Raw genomic sequence first — 16,972 nt, forward strand, 5'->3', positions numbered from 1 at the left:
TATCATCTACAGTAAATTCTATCAAATAAGGAATATGCACGAAAATATCAAAAATACAGTTGCCAAAAATAGTTTCACATAAATTACGATATATTTTCATTTCTGACTTAATCGCTTATGAAGTTGATGGTTTATATTCGAAATCTATTCTCGTCCATAAACATACTTCTAATGTTACAAAGAAAACTTGGGAGCATATCATTTTAGAAAAAAAGAGAAACTATGAAACTAATTTCAGAGCAAAAAAATTTGTTACCAAACTGGGCCAAAAAAAATGACTATTTCACTCATCGAGTGTAATAGCTCAAACCTTGTTAAAACAATGCTGAGAAAGAGAATTGAACTGTCAGGCACAAGTGACTTAGTGATGGACTCAACCGAAAAGTAACAGAAGGCTTTTCTGAGTATTCTTTATGGCTGAATATCAACTTTATCGGTGACCTCAAGTGGGCATAAGATAAAAACTTCTTTATGAAAAAAAAGAAACTCCTCCAATCAGAAAAAAAATTGGGGAGCTTCTTTTTTTATTGATCTACGTGTCACTGTGACCTAGAAAGATTGATTTATTTAACAATCATCTCTTTACTTTCAAATTGACCGAAGTCGATGGTGAATGTGTTGGTTTGACGATCATAGACAACTCCGTCACTCATCGAAACGACGTCAGTAAAGTCATTTGGTAAGCTAAGGGTAACTGCTTCCGTTTGTTGCGTTGGATTAGCAATCGTATAAACCGTTTGTTCTGCCTTCGTTTGTTTCAACAAAGAAATTGGTTTATTCGTTTTGATCCCGGCAATTTCTCCTCCCTGCTCTTGCCAAAAATTGATGCCTAAATAACCAGCTGTTTGAACTTCTACCGCTTGGATCTCTTTGGTGTTTTGTAAAATAGCAATCGGTTGTTTTGCTACGTAAGCTTCTAAGTCCGCTTGAGTTGTTCCTGGCAACATCACGTAAGCATAATCTGCCTCTTTTGGTTGCTGTCCATGGTTGATCGAAAACGTACGATATTCACCAGTATATTGCGTGTCACTAGGAAATGCTTCATTGATTTCTCGATACGTTCCGGTACGTGTTTCGCTGATCACATCCACTGTTTCTTTTTGTGGGAAATAATAGCCGATCGATGCGTGTTGCTGGTCTGATTCTAGCAGCAGCCAAGATGCCTCCTTCGTTTGTTGTGACTGCTCGATCATTCCTTTATCCGAAAGTACTTGATAGGAGTATGAGTCATTTAGTAAACGATTATCGACGATTGTTTCGATTGAAGCAGTTGTGTCTCCCGTGATACCAGCTCCTAAGGCAATGATTTGCCCATCCAATGTAAACCATGACTTCTTCCCTTGGACATTCATCGGTAAGAGCGTGCCGTTATTCTTTGTTCCTGCTTTATTAAGCGCCATACCGACCACGCCTTGATTTTCAGCCGCTGCACCGCCTACCCAGGTTTCATTTGAGGTCACTGTCGTAAATGCTGACACTTCATCTGCTAAAGGAACTGTATCAACTGTCGTACCAGGTAAACGATAAGGATCGACTGTCGGCCAATAACTTGGACCGAATTGGACTTGGTCATCATTATAAAGATAAACCATCCCATCTGAAGTATGCCAACCACGTTGATTCTCCAGATTCCCTGCTTCAAATGAAGAGATTCTCTTCGAATACATACTTAATCCTAGATGATAATTCTTTGTACGTTGCACAAAGCGATCCATGGCATGATACATCTTCGTTCCGATAAATGGCAATTGATCACCCATGATCGTTGCATTATCCAATAGTTCCGTCGTCATCATCAAATCATTGTAATCTCTTGTGTTCGTTAAATAATAATCTGGATTACCTAACATCCAATATTTCACTGCTTCTCTTAATGCTTTTTGCTGGGTTTCAGGCGCAAATCTCGCCACGATCAACAAATTGTACATCGTAGTAGAACCGTACCCATTTTTTGTCGCAGATGCCGCACGGGAAATCGAGCGACCATTTACTAAAGGCAACATTTCACCTTGATACACTAAAGGGATAAATGCAGCTTGTACGTTATCAACAAAAGATTTCACCTGATCTGCTGCTAAAGTGTAGCGTGATTCTTTGACGATCGATAAAATCTGTCCTACGCCTTTGACTAATACATTCCCATAAGAACCTGTATAAGGGATCGTTTCATGCTGAATAAATGAACCATCTTGATAAAATCCATCGCCATGTGTTACTAGTTTGAAGACATCAGTAATACTTGCAACTGCTTGTGTGACTTTCGCCGGATCATTTTGTAAAAGACCGAGTCCCAAAACTGTCTGTGCCAAATCCGTTCGATTCGCACCTGTAGTTGAAAAGTTAGGAATAAAATCCAGTGCTACAAAGTTTTCTTGAGGCTTCGTGTAGAGTTGTTTAAATGGATCTGGTACATACTTACTCAATATACTTGTATACTGTTGAAGCTTCTCTGCTGGTACTTCTTCATCCAGAACCATCAAAATCGATACAAATTTTTGAGCGACACCGATCTGCCAGTCCCACCAATTCCCATGATATTTTGTGCCGTCATAGCCTTTTTTCGAAATCATAAAATCGATCCCTGCTTGGATCGCTTCACTGATGGTTTTATCTTGATAAAAACTTGTGCCTTTCGTTCCGTACGCTAATGCTAATTTTTGAAGTTTTGTAAATTGTGTCGTTAAATCTGCCGAAGCGGTATTCCCAGATTCTAACGGCCATAAATAAGCACGGTCAGAATCTTGATTCATTGTATTGTATAGTTTTTCCGCCTCACTGGATAGCGCATTGACGTAATTAGCAATCGCTGGATTCGATAGATCAGTCGTTGTTGACACGAGTTGCTCTTTCCAGTTTGCTTTCATTGTTTGGAATTCTTCTGTTGGCTCTTCCACTTGTAGGCTGTTGACTTCTCCGCTACGCATAGAATAGATCGTTAATTTGCTTTCATTTCCGAATAAACGAATCCCTGAATACCCTGACCAATCCCCATTGATCGTTGTCCCATCAGGATAAACGACTTCTTGGGTTTCATAGAGTAAACGATCATTCAAATATGCTCGGATCGAGGTTCCTTCATATCTAAGCAGCAACTTATAGGTCTGTCCAGAAATCAGTGTCGGACCTTTGATCGATGTCACCCATTTCCCACCAGGCTGTCCCAACTGCCATTCACCCTCACGCATATAGGCGAAAGATTGCCAGTTCGATGTTGCTTGGTGATCGCCACGAAAGACTAGGCCAAAATTGGTTTGTCCTTCATATAAAAATGTGTATTCTAAATCGCCTGAATTGCGAACACCAGCATCTAATAACAGCGAGACGGACTCAAATTGTTGATTGATTTTCTGATTTGCGATCTGCAATCCATTCCCATTGGCATGTTTCTCTGCTTTGCCAACGATATCTTGCCAATTGCCTAATTGCTGTGAAAAATTTGATTCATAGCTTGCTGATTTCACATTTTTTTGTACTTTAGTTTGTATTCCTTCTGCACTTACTTGTTGATTGTTCCCCAACCCGATACCAATTAATAAACTACACCCTAATGTAACTGCTAATTTAGCTGACCAACTCTTCATTTTTCTCTCCTTTTTGGTTATTAAGTATACTTTTGAAGCAAAAAAATCTGCAAGAAAGGAGCATTCTTATTACGAACGATTCTTTCTTGCAGATCTGATTACGACCTTACGAGTACTTCATTCATTTTTTACAGATCGTTTAAGCTAAAATTCCAGCTGCGCTTAATGCAATCGAAAGAATCAAAATGATCCAGATCACACGTGTAGAGTTCAATTTCTTCTGCCCTAACATCCAGTAAGTCAATAAGACTAATAAAACTGGTACTAATGAAGGTAAGATGGCATCTAGTGTATCTTGAACAACCAACTCTACGCCGTTTTGTTTGTAAACGAAAGGAACCGTTGCTTTGATGACAGAAGGAATCAACGCACCAATAACAGTGATCCCTAAAACAGTTGCGGCATTCGTGAATGCAGTTAGTTTATTTTTTAATGTCGTAACTAATTTTACTCCTTGTTTATACCCAAGTGGCAATAACGCTGCTCGACCAAAGAGTAAAGCAATATTTGCGATGATCCAAATCACACAGCCAACGACTGATCCGCTTTGCGCCAACGTACCAGCAATCGAACCAAAAATCGTTCCCCAAATGACGTGGAATAATGAATCGCCTACCCCTGCGAGTGAACCCATCAACGCTGTTTTCAACGCCACGATCGTATCTTTTGCTTTGTATCCATCCTCTTCTTCGATCGCCACGTCGATCCCCATGATCAAGTTCCCGAAAATCGCATTCGTATTGAAAAATTGATTGTGGGTATTCATCATATCTTGTAACTGTGATTTGTCGTCGCCATAGAATTTTTTCAAGACAGGTAAGATCCCGTATAGGTACCCTGTACTCATCATACGTTCATAGTTCCAGTTCAATTGGCTTCCTAGGATATAACGCCAACTGATAACATTCAATTCTTTTTTCGTTAACTTTTGATTACTCATCGCCATCAAAACCTCCTTCAAGTGTTCCAGTCGTTGCTACTGTTTGAGTAACTGCTTCTTTTTCGTTATCACGTTTGAATACTAACATTGCAGCAATGACACCGATGATCGAAATACCAAGCATTGGTACTTGTAAATAAGCGGATAAGAAGAAACCTAAAAGCAAGTATGGAATATATTGTTTCGCTGGTAAATAATGCAATAGGATAGCTACCCCGACAACTGGTAGTACGCCACCTGCTGTACGTAATCCGTTCATCAACCATTCAGGTGTATTTTCGGTGATCGTAGATACTGCCGCATCACCGACTAATAACATCAACAAGATCGGGATTGCTCGAGAAAGCCCCCATAGAAATGAGCCAGATAATACTAAACGTGGAATGCTATTGATCCGCATATCTTCAATCGCACGATCCACACGATGGAGTAAAAAGACATTACAGAAACGTGCAACGACATCCAGTTGTAGCATTAGTAGCGATACTGGTACTGCCAGACCGATACCGTATTCGGCACCTTTGCCAGAAATCACAGCAAAAACCGTTCCTAAGACAGCACCTGTAAAGAAGTCAGGTACAGAAGCGCCACCAAAAGCCGCGATCCCTAACCGGATCAATTGAAGGGTTCCCCCTACCATCAATCCAGTTTCTAAATCTCCCATGATCATACCGGCGATCATTCCCGCAATTGCTGGTTGTGTCAACGTATTTGAAATAAGTGAATCATTGATTGCAATAAAAGCATAAACTGTAATAAGAATAATTTGATACATGGCTAAATGTTGCATGATTATTTCCTCCTAAATCACTTTCTTAGTTTTTCCATAAAATCGACGACTGGATCATTTGGCACTAATTGAGCAGTCACTTTTACATCTTTGGCGGCGATTGCTTCAAACACTGCCTCTTCTTCTTTCATAACTTTGATGCTTTTCGTGATTTCTCTTGCACCTTCTTTATGACTCATGTTTCCTACGTTGATTGCTGCTAGCTCGCCCCCCGCTTCTAAATACCGCAAGACATCGGTTGGGTTTTTAAAAAGTAGAAATATACGTTGTTTTCCATATTTGCCAGATTGAATGTTTTTTGCTGCTGCAGCGATCGTTAACACGGATAGGCGCATAGATGTAGGCGCTGCCATTCTTAATGAAGATTTTTGCAACGAATCCATTGCTGCCTCATCATTGATCACGATGATCCGTTGTGTATTCAAACTCGTAGACCAAATCCCTGCCACTTGTCCATGGATCAAGCGTTCATCGATCCGCACATTGACAATATTCGCTTTGCCTTTAAATTCTTTGTATTGATCCAAGTCTTCCTCTGCCGCTTTTGTTTCTTCCGCTTCAGTTGCGATCATCTTATTTTTGACATCAACGATACCGCCGCGTGCCAGGTCGATCAACGCTTCCGAAGTGGCTTGTGGATTAAGCGTCGCTTCCATAACTAAAGGTAACGACATCCCCGCAATGATCGTCACTTCTTCATCCTCTAAATAATGTCTCAGTGCAGTGTTACATGGGGTGCCACCTAATAGATCCGCAATAATCAAGGTCGATCCGTTAAGGGCTTTCATTTTCTCTGTTAATTCAGCTTCAAATTGTAAATTATCGCCATCTGGTCTTAAAGAAAGCGTATGGACATGTTCTTGCACGCCTACGATCATCTCTAAACTGGCTTTGACTCCTTCGGCCATGCTGCCATGACTGACCAATAAGATATTTCTCATCTCTCTTCCCCCTTAAATAAACATCTCAGCTACTTAACATGTTAGCTATTGATTACGTACACTATATCACATATCAACTGAAACGTAAACCTAACATCTTAACATATTATATTTTTTTCTTAGAAAATTTTGTTCGAGAATAAATACGTTGCCACAAATAAGTTAACATGTTATGGTATGATTAATTGGATACCGCTAAAAAAGGAGGTTTTATTTGGTGATTCCTAAATATGAACAAATTAAGCAAGAATTATTAGCTGAAATCAAAAACCATTTATTTGTTCCTGGAGATAAGTTCTACTCAGAAGCAGATATCAAGAAAAAATATTCTGTCAGCTCGATCACGGCCGTTAAAGCATTGAACGAACTAACAACAGCTGGCTATCTCTATCGTGTGCAAGGAAAAGGAACCTTTGTATCAAAATCAAAAGTCTCTCAATCCGTCAAATTCTCTGATATCGAATTACACTCATTAGATAAAGAAAAGGTGAATGTCGTTTCAATCGAAGAAGCGCAGGAACCTGAAATCTTAGAGGAACTAGGATTACCTAAAAACGGTTCTTATTATCGCATCAAACGAGTACGGTATTTTGATGATATCCCTTTCCTTGTGCATATCACTCATCTGCCAAAACGTTTGGTCAAGGAACCTATCAATAAAGACTTAGCCCATTACTCAAGCATTTATGAAAGGGTGAGAAAAGATTTCGGCATCGATCTCTTCTCACTTTCTTCTGTCGAAACAAATGAGATCGTCTTTCCTGATGATCCTGAGTTATTGAATCTATTGAAATTAAGCTTTCGCGAACCAGTCGTCAAACAAGTCAAGCATTCTTACCTTGCTGACCGCAGCGTAGCCGAATATATCATTAGCTACAAACACTGGAAATATTTCAAAACAAAAATCGAAGTAGAAGCAGAATAATCAAGGCTAAGCCTTGGTCCTCTTGTTTCCTCTCGACTTAAATAGACGATGGACTATCACTGTTTTTTTAACAACACTAGAAGGAATCAACGAAATCGTTCTCAGAGCTTTTTCGTCGATTCCTTCTTACTATTTTTATACTATAAAATTCATCTCTTTTAAAAATTATTAGTTATTTATATGGTAAGTTTTATGTTTTTTTCATTTTGCCATTCGCTTTTTCTGATTATTTAGGTTATACTAGTTTAAAGTTAATATGTTAACAAATTAAGAGGAGTGGTATGATGGGACTACAACAAACAAAAGATTCCCTTATTTCCCTAAGTAAGTCTATCGACGACACCTGGCTATCGAATCAAATCGATTGGTGTTGCCAAAAAATCGAACATAATATGACTCGCTACGGACTCGATTTCCCGTCGGCTTGTGCAACAAATGGTATCTATCGGATCAAACCTAACGATGACTGGACGAATGGCTTTTGGACAGGCATGCTGTGGTTAGCTTATGAATGGACGGGCAAGGAAAAATTCCTTGTGCGTGCAATGGAAAACATCCATAGTTTTAAAGATCGTTTAACGACACATCACGTATTAGATCATCACGATATCGGATTCTTATATAGTTTATCTGCTGGCGCAGGGTACCGTTTAACCGACAGCTTATTATGCAAGGAAGAACTACTGCAAGCCGCAGACGTGTTACTGGCACGATTTCAAGAAAAAGGGCAGTTCATTCAAGCTTGGGGTGCCTACGGTGATCCAAAAGAATATCGTTTGATCATTGATTCATTGATCAACTTGCCTTTATTATTCCAAGCTTCTGAAATCTCAGGGAACGATCTTTATCGAGAAACAGCTAAGAAACATTACGAAACAGTATTGCGCACAGTGGTCAGAGAAAACGCAACAACTTTCCACACGTATTATTTTGACTCCTTAACTGGCAAGCCTACTCACGGTGCTACACATCAAGGAAATAGCGATAACTCGATTTGGGCGCGTGGACAAAGCTGGGCTGTACTTGGTATTCCTTTAAATGAAAGTTACTTGAAATCTTCGGCTCTTCCTGCGAACTACGAAGCAATCGTCGATGTCTTTTTAACTCATTTGCCAAATGATCTTGTTCCTTATTGGGATTTTGATTTCAATGACGAGCAGCCTTCTGACAAAGACAGTTCCGCTTTAGCGATCACCGCCTGTGGATTATTGGAAGCCGCAAAAATGGAAGCGTATCCTCACGCGGAAGCACTAGCCAAAGGCATGGTCTATCAATTAGGCGAACACTACACCTCACAGTCAGAACCTGATAATGAAGGCTTATTACTACATGGCGTCTATGCACATGCAGAAGGAAAAGGAATCGATGAACCAAATCTTTGGGGCGACTATTTCTATTTAGAAGCCTTGATGCGTTTAGCAAAACCTTCGTGGAAAAAATATTGGTAAGGAGAACCCAACATGCAAACTTTTGAAATAAAAGAAGACTTTCTTTTAGATGGTCAGCCAATCAAATTGATCAGTGGCGCGATTCACTATTTCCGTCTTCCCCGCTCACAATGGGAAGATAGCTTGTATAACTTGAAAGCTTTAGGAGCAAACACCGTCGAAACCTACGTTCCTTGGAATATCCATGAGCCAAAAGAAGGGCAATTCGACTTCGAAGGAATGAACGATTTTACTGTTTTTGTTGAACTAGCTCAACAACTCGGCTTGATGGTCATTTTACGCCCTTCTGTATATATTTGTGCAGAATGGGAATTTGGCGGTCTACCCGCTTGGTTATTAAAGGAACCAGGAATCCGTTTACGTTCGACTGATGAACGATTCATGGCAAAAGTCAAAAATTACTATGATGTGTTACTACCGAAGATCGTTCCTCTACAAATCACACACGGTGGCCCTGTCATCATGTTCCAAATCGAAAATGAATATGGTTCGTACGGAATGGAAAAAGCGTATCTTCGTGAAACGAAAAAACTACTGGAAAATGCAGGGATCACTGTTCCGCTATTTACTTCCGATGGCGCTTGGAACGAAGTATTGGACGCTGGAACTTTGATTGAAGATGATGTGTTCGTCACTGGTAATTTTGGTAGTCATTCAAAGGAGAACAGTGCGGTATTACAAGCATTTTTTGATAAACATGGAAAAAAATGGCCATTGATGTGTATGGAATATTGGGATGGTTGGTTCAACCGTTGGGGTGAGCCGATCATCAAGCGAGAAGCGCAAGATCTAGCCAATGAAGTCAAAGATATGTTGGAAGTTGGCTCTTTGAATCTCTATATGTTCCATGGAGGAACCAATTTTGGGTTTAACAATGGTTGTTCCGCTCGTGGAAATACCGATTTGCCACAATTGACTAGCTACGACTACGATGCGTTACTCACTGAAGCTGGTGAGCCTACAGAAAAATATTATGCTGTCCAAAAAGCAATCAAAGAAGTTTGCCCAGACGTTTGGCAGGCAGAGCCACGAAAAAAAAGATTAGATTCTCTTGGAAGTTATCCAGTGGATGCAAGTGTTTCATTATTCAAAACAAAAGAACAACTAACAAAACCTGTACCTGCTGCCTATCCTTTAACGATGGAGCAAGTCAGTAATGGGTATGGCTACGTCTTATATTCCTTAGCACTGAAAAACTATCACCATGAAAATAAAGTTCGGATCATTGAGGCAAGTGATCGAGTTTCTGTTTATGTGGACGAAACCTATCAATTGACGCAAGACCAAACAACGATTGGTGAAGAGTTCATGATCCAAGGAAAGACAGAAAACCAAGAAATTCAATTAGATGTCTTAGTAGAAAATCATGGAAGAGTCAATTATGGCTCAAAATTGAATAATCCGACCCAAACCAAAGGGATCCGTGGTGGAATCATGCAAGATATCCATTTCCATCAAGGGTATCTTCACTATCCTTTACCACTAACAGCCGACCAACTTCAGTTGATCGACTATCAAGCTGGTAAAAATCCGGCTCATCCTTCGTTTTACCAAGTATCATTTGACGTAAAAGAGCCTGTGGATACGTATATTGATTGTTCCGCCTATGGCAAAGGGGTAGTTTTTGTTAACGGAATCAACCTTGGTCGCTATTGGAACCGCGGACCGATCTATTCGCTTTATTGTCCAAAAGATTTTCTTAATCAAGGAAAAAATGAAGTAGTGATTTTCGAAACAGAAGGCGTTGAGATCCATTCATTGGATTTTCTGGCAGAACCGAAAGTTGAACAAAGTGATAAATAAAGAAAAGCAAAAAAGACGAGGATCATCATCCTAACCATTGGATGATGATCCTCGTCTTTTTTTACTATCAGTTACTCATGTTCTAATTCAATTTTCTTCGGTTGCTCTTCATCTGGCACTTGTTCGAATTTGCGTAATAAGTAAATCTTACGGATATTCAATACTAGCGTTTTGATTACCGCATACACAGGGATACAGATCAACATTCCCATGATTCCAGCAACACTTCCAGCACCGATCAATACCAAGATGATCGTGAGCGGATGGATGTTCATCGTTTTTCCAAATAGTAACGGTTTGATCACATTCCCATCCAATTGTTGGATCACGAGAATAGAAAGTGCCATATAAAGTGCTTGGAATGGTGAAACAAACAAGCCGACAATAATGGCTGGTACTGCGCCGATAAAAGGGCCAACATACGGGATGATGTTCGTGATCCCGCAAATAACTGCCAACAGCAAACTATACGGCTGCTTAAAGATCGTCATCGCAATAAAACTCATGACACCAATGATCACCGCATCAACGATCGTACTGCTGATATAAGCAGACAAAGTCTCATTCAACTCTCTCACCGTTTGTCGCAACTCTCCTCGTATTGCTTGTGGAAAGAACGGGGATAACGCATCAATGAATTTATGTCCATCTTTGAACATAAATAACAAAATAAACGGTACGGTAAACAACAAAATGAAAAATTGCATCATAAAGGAAAAGATTCTTGAAACACTACCTGTCAGACTAACTAACAGAATATTGAACAAGTTACTTAACGATAAATTTGCAGAAGCAAATTGCTCTTCCAGATTCAATGAGCGAAATTCTTCTCGTTGCATGATATCAGTCAACCAACGACTGGTTTCATCAGCATATGCAGGGATGCTCCTAGTCAATTGCACCGCTTGATCTGCCAACTGTGGTAAGACGTTCATGATTGTCAAAAAGACGACCACTAATAAAACGATCAACGTCAGGATATAGCCCAACACTCGAGGAACTCGATGTTTTTCTAAAAACAAGACAACTGGATTAAACATGTAATAAAAAAATCCAGCAATAATCAATGGCATGATGATTGCAGATGCCATTCTTAGGATAGGGTGAAACACATTTGGCATACGTAAAATAAAGAAAACGCCAATAATCGTTAAGACTAATTCCACTGTCCAAAACAATAATTTTGACTCTTTGAACCTTGAATACATAGATATCCTCCAAATTTCATTCTTACAGATACTTCTATTTTATCATTTATCCATCGATAAAGCGCTATTTTTCCATTAATTTCTTGTTATTTAAAAAAAGTGATTACTCACTTTGTCAGACTAACCAGATGTAATTTGGTGATATTTTTATAGGTGGATAACTCCTCGATCACTTCTGCATAAGTCAAGCCTTTTGGTAAATCGATCGTATAAACATTTTTATAAATACGGTAATCATCAATAAATTTCACATCAAAATTGACATCCTCGATCGTGATGTTTCTTTTCTCAAAGTATTCATTCAAAAAATCCTTTGTTTCTTTTCGATGAATAAATTGGATGACTAATTTTTTTGTTGTTGGTACGTGGATGATTCGTTTCACCACAGTCAACGCAAAGACGATGCCCACAAAACTAATGAGTGCGATCGCATAAAAGCCCATGCCAATCGCGATCCCCAAGCCTGCAATTGCCCAAAGAGACGCTGCGGTCGTTAAGCCGGTCACTGATTGTTTCGTGACAATGATCGTACCTGCTCCTAAAAAACCGACGCCACTAACAACTTGTGCGATCAGACGTGCTTCATCTGAACGGAGGGTCCCTACTAATTCAGGATACTCTAACGCATTTCTCAACGCACCACTGGCAATTTCAACTTGGATCAACGCAATGATACAAGCACCCATACAAACTAAAATATGTGTACGCATCCCTGCTGGTCGATTTTTATATTGTCGTTCAAAACCAATTGCTCCGCCAAACAGCAATGCAATACTTAATCGTATAATAATTTCTGGTATCGATAAAACCATATCTTCCATAACTATCCCCTCCCCTTATCAAATATAGCACGAGTAAAAAAAACAAACAAAATATAACTATTTGTTTATTGATCAAATAAAAAAACAGCCACTGTGGCGAATCATCTGATTTGTATCAAATGATTCCCAGTGACTGCTGTCTTTTTTTATAATTTGCTTGCTGCTTCTTCGTCAATAATGACTACAACATCTGCATGATTTTGCAAAGCACTTGCCGGCATCTCTGTTGTAACCGGACCGTTGATCATGCCTTTGATCGCTTCTGCTTTATTTTCTCCATACGCCATCAAGACGATTTTTTTGCTGTTTAAAATTGAACCAATCCCCATAGAAACGGCTTTTGTTGGTACATCTTCTACTTTGTCAAAGAATCGTTTGTTTGCATTGATCGTTGATTCTGTTAAATCGACAACGCTTGTTTTTCCATCAAATGGCGCGCCAGGTTCATTAAACCCGATGTGGCCGTTTTGACCGATTCCTAAGATTTGGATATCGATTGGATGTTCTTCAATGATTCGATCGTATGATTGGCAAGCCTCAACTAAATCAGCTGCTTTTCCATCAGGTACAAACGTTTCTTTGAATGGCTTTTTGTCGAATAATTCAACATTCATAAAATGACGGTAGCTTTGATCATCTGATCCGCCTAATCCTACATATTCATCCAAGTTAACAGAAGTCATGTTACTGAAATCCATGTCGCTTGAAGTCATTTCTTTATATAAAGTGATTGGCGTGCTTCCTGTTGCTAAACCTAGAACTTTCGCACCATTTTCCATTCCATTTTTAATTATCTCAAAAGCTTTTTTTCCGCCTTCTTCAGCATTTTTCACACGAATGATTTCCATAACGATTACTCCTTTTATTTTGGTATAGCCCAATTATAGCATCTTTATTTCAAAATGACAATATCTGTATAGACCAAATAGAGAAAAAATATTTATTACACGAGTAATTAGCATTATTTCCCTTACTATAATAATTACCTGATAATTTGAAAATTAATAGTAGATAAACAAAACTGATCACATAATCTTCTAGTTAAGAGAATGACTCTAGCTGGTCTTGAAATTCTGTTGAAAGAATATGGATCGATGGTTTCTTTTTTATCTGTACAACTAGTTTTTTTTCGATTAAATTTTGACTGATTTGTTTTAGTTTAGGATAAGATATGTTAAGGTGCTTTCTTAATTCTATATCCGTAATATATTCATTTACCTCATTATATAAATGACCTTGAATCAGTACAAATAGTACTTCAACCGTATCTTTGTCTTTCAAATCTAATTTATTAAGGACATTAACTGCACTATCTAATTTAGCTTTTGCTGTCTGTAACTCTTCGATTACTTTTGTTTGTCCATTAATAATCAATTGATACATATTTTGGACAAACAAAGTCAAATCCGCTTTATTTCTCGGATTTGAAACTTCTGCAAATAACTTTCCATAAGTTTTTTTGTCATGTGTGATCGCATTTGAAATTGTGATTCCTGTTAAAAAATCTAATTTTCTAGAAAGATAATTTGAAATTAAAAATCTTCCCATCCGACCATTACCATCGTAGAAAGGATGAATATACTCAAAATAGTAATGTGTAATCACGCATTTTAATAAAAAAGGAATATCTTTCCTGTTCATAAATAAAACGAGATTATTTAAATCTCTTATTATTGTTTCCTCATTAGGATTACCTTGATGAACTCGTTTATCCTCAGATCCTATATAGACTACTTCCTTTCTGAATAACTGACCATCTGGTTGATCCTCTTCTGGAATATCTTTACTAAATAATTCATCGTATATATTTCTTATTTTCACAATATCATGAATTTCTTCATACTCAGATTCACCCAAGTTCATGTACATATTTACTATTCCTTTAAATCTAACTATTTCATCACTATTTCTTTTCCTAATTGCTGTTCCGATTTCTTTTCTTGTACTTCGCACACCTTCAATATCATTTGTTGACTTTATTTCATCAATAATTTGAGAATTAAAAATATTTCTCTGGATAATTGGGGGAAGCATACTAATATATCTTTCAATTTCTGATGAATTTTTTTGAATTTTTTCTTTCAGGTTTTCATGTTCTAATAATGGTATGTAAAACAACTCATAACTTTCTGTTGTAATCCGCTGCTGCCGATCAAAAGGATGGATATTAAGTCCAGTCTTAAAAGTGGAAAAAAAGTTAAACCTAAGCTGATATTCTTCCTCAAACTTATTTCTATTTTCATAAAAAGTAATTTTTAATGGTTTATAGCTCATTTTTATCACTTCTCCCTCAATCTATTTTAATAAAAATAGCATTTATTAAAATAGATTGCAATATTGGTTTAGTAATCTACATATAAATTCATAATTATGCTAAAAAAAAATACCAACTAAACAAAGGGTTGGTCCTCTACTTTAGTTGGTATTCTAGATTTATTATACCGATCTTATTCTATCTCTATCTTCTTTTATTAGGATAGACAACTGCTTGAAACCAAAAAGCACACAACTGAAAAACCAATCCTGTAACAGTTACGCCTGTCCAACCATAATGTTGCCACATCACTGAGCCTAATAAAGAACCTGTCGCTCCGCCAATAAAATACATAAACATAAAAATCGTGTTGTTTCGATTGCTCGTTGCTTCCCCAAGTCCTTGCACTCTACTTTGATTCGCTACTTGTCCAAACTGATTGCCGACATCTAACAATATGATTGCAACTAATAAAACAGCGATATAATCACCAGCAATGAATAGGGCAAGAAAACTGATCGTCTGCATCACTAAGCCCATTCCAACGATTCTTCTTTCAGAGTATGAATCTGCCAATCGACCGACGATTGGCGCAGCTACCGCACCAGATAAGCCAAAAATCGCCAAGATTCCTGCTTCAAAGGTTCCCCAACCATAAGCTGGACTACTGATATAAAAAATCAAGGTCGACCAAAAAAGTGAAAACGTACCAAACATAAAAAAGCCATTGATCGCTGCTTCACGCAACAATCGTTGATGTTTAACAAGCTTCGGTAAGCTTTTTAACGAGTCAAGATAAGACACTGTTGATTCTTTTTCTAACGTCCCTTGTGTTCTCGGCAGTTTTAAATAGAGTAAAAAAGTCAACGCTGCGACTAGGAAAAGCGCAAACAGATAAACGCTACGCCATGAGAACCAACTAGCAAGTAATCCCGAGACTGTTCGAGAAAGCAAGATCCCCATCAGTAAACCGCTCAGTAAGACGCCCATCGTTTTTCCTCGTGCAGCTGGTCCAGCAAGTACCGCTCCATAAGGAATAATGATTTGCGGTACGATCGACAATAGCCCAATCAAGAAAGATGCAACCGCAAATAAAGCAAAGTTTGGTGCAAAGAAAGCGGCTAACAAAGATAGCGCAGATAACCCTGCCATACGAATGATCAATTTAGGTCGATCCACGACATCTCCCAGTGGAACTAAAAATAATAAACCTAAAGCATAGCCAAGTTGAGTCAGCATGGTCAATAAACCGACAGCACTCGTATTAACTGACAAATTCGCCGCTACTTTAGTGCCAATCGGTTGGATGTAATACATATTGGCAACGACTACCCCACAGGTGATCGCTAATAATAAAATCAATGATTTCGAAAGCGGTGTTTGCTTATTTGTTTCCATCAGATTCCCCCATTTCCTTTCTTAGTTTACAACTTCTAAGAATAATTGAAAACAGGAAGGCTTAAATAAAATAGTGTAAGTTATTTAACAGCGTGTTTTCTACGATCTCGATAGATAATAATCACTAAAACAGTTAAAACTAACACACTAGCTACCAACAGAATCGCTTTTATATGTTTCCCATGAAACAATGCTTCTCCGCCACATGCGTATAAAAGTGAGGATGGTACGACACCAATAAGGATCGACAAGACTAACTCACGAATCGAAAGATTTAAAGATGTGGCGGCAAAATTCACCACGGAAGATGGGATCACTGGCACCATATAACCGATCATCACACCTATTTTTGGATGTTTCATTCGTCTGATTGCTTTGACCCAACGATTCTCTTTTTTGCTATGGTCCATAAAAGATACATGTTGCATCAAGGCGATTGATAGTATATTTCCAAGTGCATTGCCTGATACGTTGATCGCTGTTCCTAGCAATGGTCCATAACTTAAACCGACGAGTACGCCAATCACAGAAGTTGGAATACCGGGAACCGCGCACATCAAACTGATCAGCACAACCAAAATGATTGCTGCCGTAACCCCATGAGAACGGATCTCCGTCATCCACTCTTTCCGACTTGCTTGTGGATCGAGCAATAAATGGATATCTGTTCGATATTGTAAATAAAGATGATAACCAACAAACAGAATCAACAGTAAACCTATCCCAATCAATATATAGCGAATATGTTGCTTTTTCATAACGACTTCTCCTTCTACTTAGTCATACTCATTGTTAGTTTATCATTATATAAAAAAAGTGTTAACCTCTTGAGGTTAACACTTTTATAATAAAATTATTTAAGC

13 protein-coding genes are annotated in these 16,972 nt (G+C 38.4%); 3 read left to right on the top strand and 10 right to left on the bottom strand.

Going from position 1 to position 16,972, the window contains the following annotated elements; all coding sequences use genetic code 11:
* Positions 1 to 563 precede the first annotated feature (563 nt).
* From DOK79_RS03310 to DOK79_RS03325, 4 genes are all read right to left on the bottom strand, one after another.
* Positions 564 to 3,581: a polysaccharide lyase 8 family protein gene (locus DOK79_RS03310; protein WP_206856492.1), complete on the bottom strand. Its 3,018-nt coding sequence runs from the start codon at positions 3,579 to 3,581 to the stop codon at positions 564 to 566.
* 139 nt (positions 3,582 to 3,720) lie between these two features.
* Positions 3,721 to 4,521 (bottom strand): PTS system mannose/fructose/sorbose family transporter subunit IID, encoded by an 801-nt coding sequence (locus tag DOK79_RS03315; protein WP_206856494.1) that lies wholly within the window; start codon positions 4,519 to 4,521, stop codon positions 3,721 to 3,723.
* On the bottom strand, positions 4,514 to 5,311 hold the full coding sequence (locus DOK79_RS03320; protein WP_206856496.1) for a PTS mannose/fructose/sorbose/N-acetylgalactosamine transporter subunit IIC: 798 nt from the start codon (positions 5,309 to 5,311) through the stop codon (positions 4,514 to 4,516). Before DOK79_RS03320 ends, DOK79_RS03315 begins: the two co-directional genes overlap by 8 nt.
* A 17-nt stretch (positions 5,312 to 5,328) precedes the next feature.
* Positions 5,329 to 6,252 (bottom strand): PTS mannose/fructose/sorbose transporter subunit IIAB, encoded by a 924-nt coding sequence (locus tag DOK79_RS03325; RefSeq protein WP_206856499.1) that lies wholly within the window; start codon positions 6,250 to 6,252, stop codon positions 5,329 to 5,331.
* A gap of 217 nt (positions 6,253 to 6,469) precedes the next feature.
* Between DOK79_RS03325 and DOK79_RS03330 the strand changes: the two genes are divergently transcribed.
* The 3 genes from DOK79_RS03330 (at position 6,470) to DOK79_RS03340 (ending at position 10,428) form a co-directional block, all read left to right on the top strand.
* Positions 6,470 to 7,177, top strand: coding sequence for a UTRA domain-containing protein (locus DOK79_RS03330; RefSeq protein ID WP_206856501.1), 708 nt, complete (start codon positions 6,470 to 6,472; stop codon positions 7,175 to 7,177).
* A 284-nt stretch (positions 7,178 to 7,461) separates the two neighbouring features.
* Positions 7,462 to 8,625: a glycoside hydrolase family 88 protein gene (locus tag DOK79_RS03335; RefSeq protein WP_206856504.1), complete on the top strand. Its 1,164-nt coding sequence runs from the start codon at positions 7,462 to 7,464 to the stop codon at positions 8,623 to 8,625.
* Between the two features lie 12 nt (positions 8,626 to 8,637).
* Positions 8,638 to 10,428 (top strand): glycoside hydrolase family 35 protein, encoded by a 1,791-nt coding sequence (locus DOK79_RS03340; RefSeq protein WP_206856507.1) that lies wholly within the window; start codon positions 8,638 to 8,640, stop codon positions 10,426 to 10,428.
* A 71-nt stretch (positions 10,429 to 10,499) separates the two neighbouring features.
* Here the strand turns inward: DOK79_RS03340 and DOK79_RS03345 are convergent, their stop codons facing one another.
* The 6 genes from DOK79_RS03345 to DOK79_RS03370 form a co-directional block, all read right to left on the bottom strand.
* Positions 10,500 to 11,636 carry an AI-2E family transporter gene (locus DOK79_RS03345; protein ID WP_206854821.1) on the bottom strand — a complete coding sequence of 379 codons (1,137 nt, stop codon included), beginning with the start codon at positions 11,634 to 11,636 and terminating at the stop codon, positions 10,500 to 10,502.
* A gap of 107 nt (positions 11,637 to 11,743) precedes the next feature.
* On the bottom strand, positions 11,744 to 12,457 hold the full coding sequence (locus DOK79_RS03350; RefSeq protein WP_206854823.1) for an MgtC/SapB family protein: 714 nt from the start codon (positions 12,455 to 12,457) through the stop codon (positions 11,744 to 11,746).
* Positions 12,458 to 12,603: 146 nt separating this feature from the next.
* On the bottom strand, positions 12,604 to 13,305 hold the full coding sequence (nagB, locus tag DOK79_RS03355) for a glucosamine-6-phosphate deaminase (protein ID WP_206854826.1): 702 nt from the start codon (positions 13,303 to 13,305) through the stop codon (positions 12,604 to 12,606).
* A gap of 193 nt (positions 13,306 to 13,498) precedes the next feature.
* Complete coding sequence (locus tag DOK79_RS03360) at positions 13,499 to 14,731, bottom strand: Fic family protein (protein ID WP_206854829.1); 1,233 nt, start codon at positions 14,729 to 14,731, stop codon at positions 13,499 to 13,501.
* Between the two features lie 184 nt (positions 14,732 to 14,915).
* Positions 14,916 to 16,109, bottom strand: coding sequence for an MFS transporter (locus DOK79_RS03365; RefSeq protein WP_206854832.1), 1,194 nt, complete (start codon positions 16,107 to 16,109; stop codon positions 14,916 to 14,918).
* A gap of 80 nt (positions 16,110 to 16,189) precedes the next feature.
* Positions 16,190 to 16,867: a TVP38/TMEM64 family protein gene (locus DOK79_RS03370; RefSeq protein ID WP_206854834.1), complete on the bottom strand. Its 678-nt coding sequence runs from the start codon at positions 16,865 to 16,867 to the stop codon at positions 16,190 to 16,192.
* Between the last annotated feature and the right edge of the window lie 105 nt (positions 16,868 to 16,972).

The sequence above is a fragment of the Enterococcus sp. DIV1094 genome (genome assembly GCF_017316305.2).
GTDB lineage: Bacteria > Bacillota > Bacilli > Lactobacillales > Enterococcaceae > Enterococcus_B > Enterococcus_B mangumiae.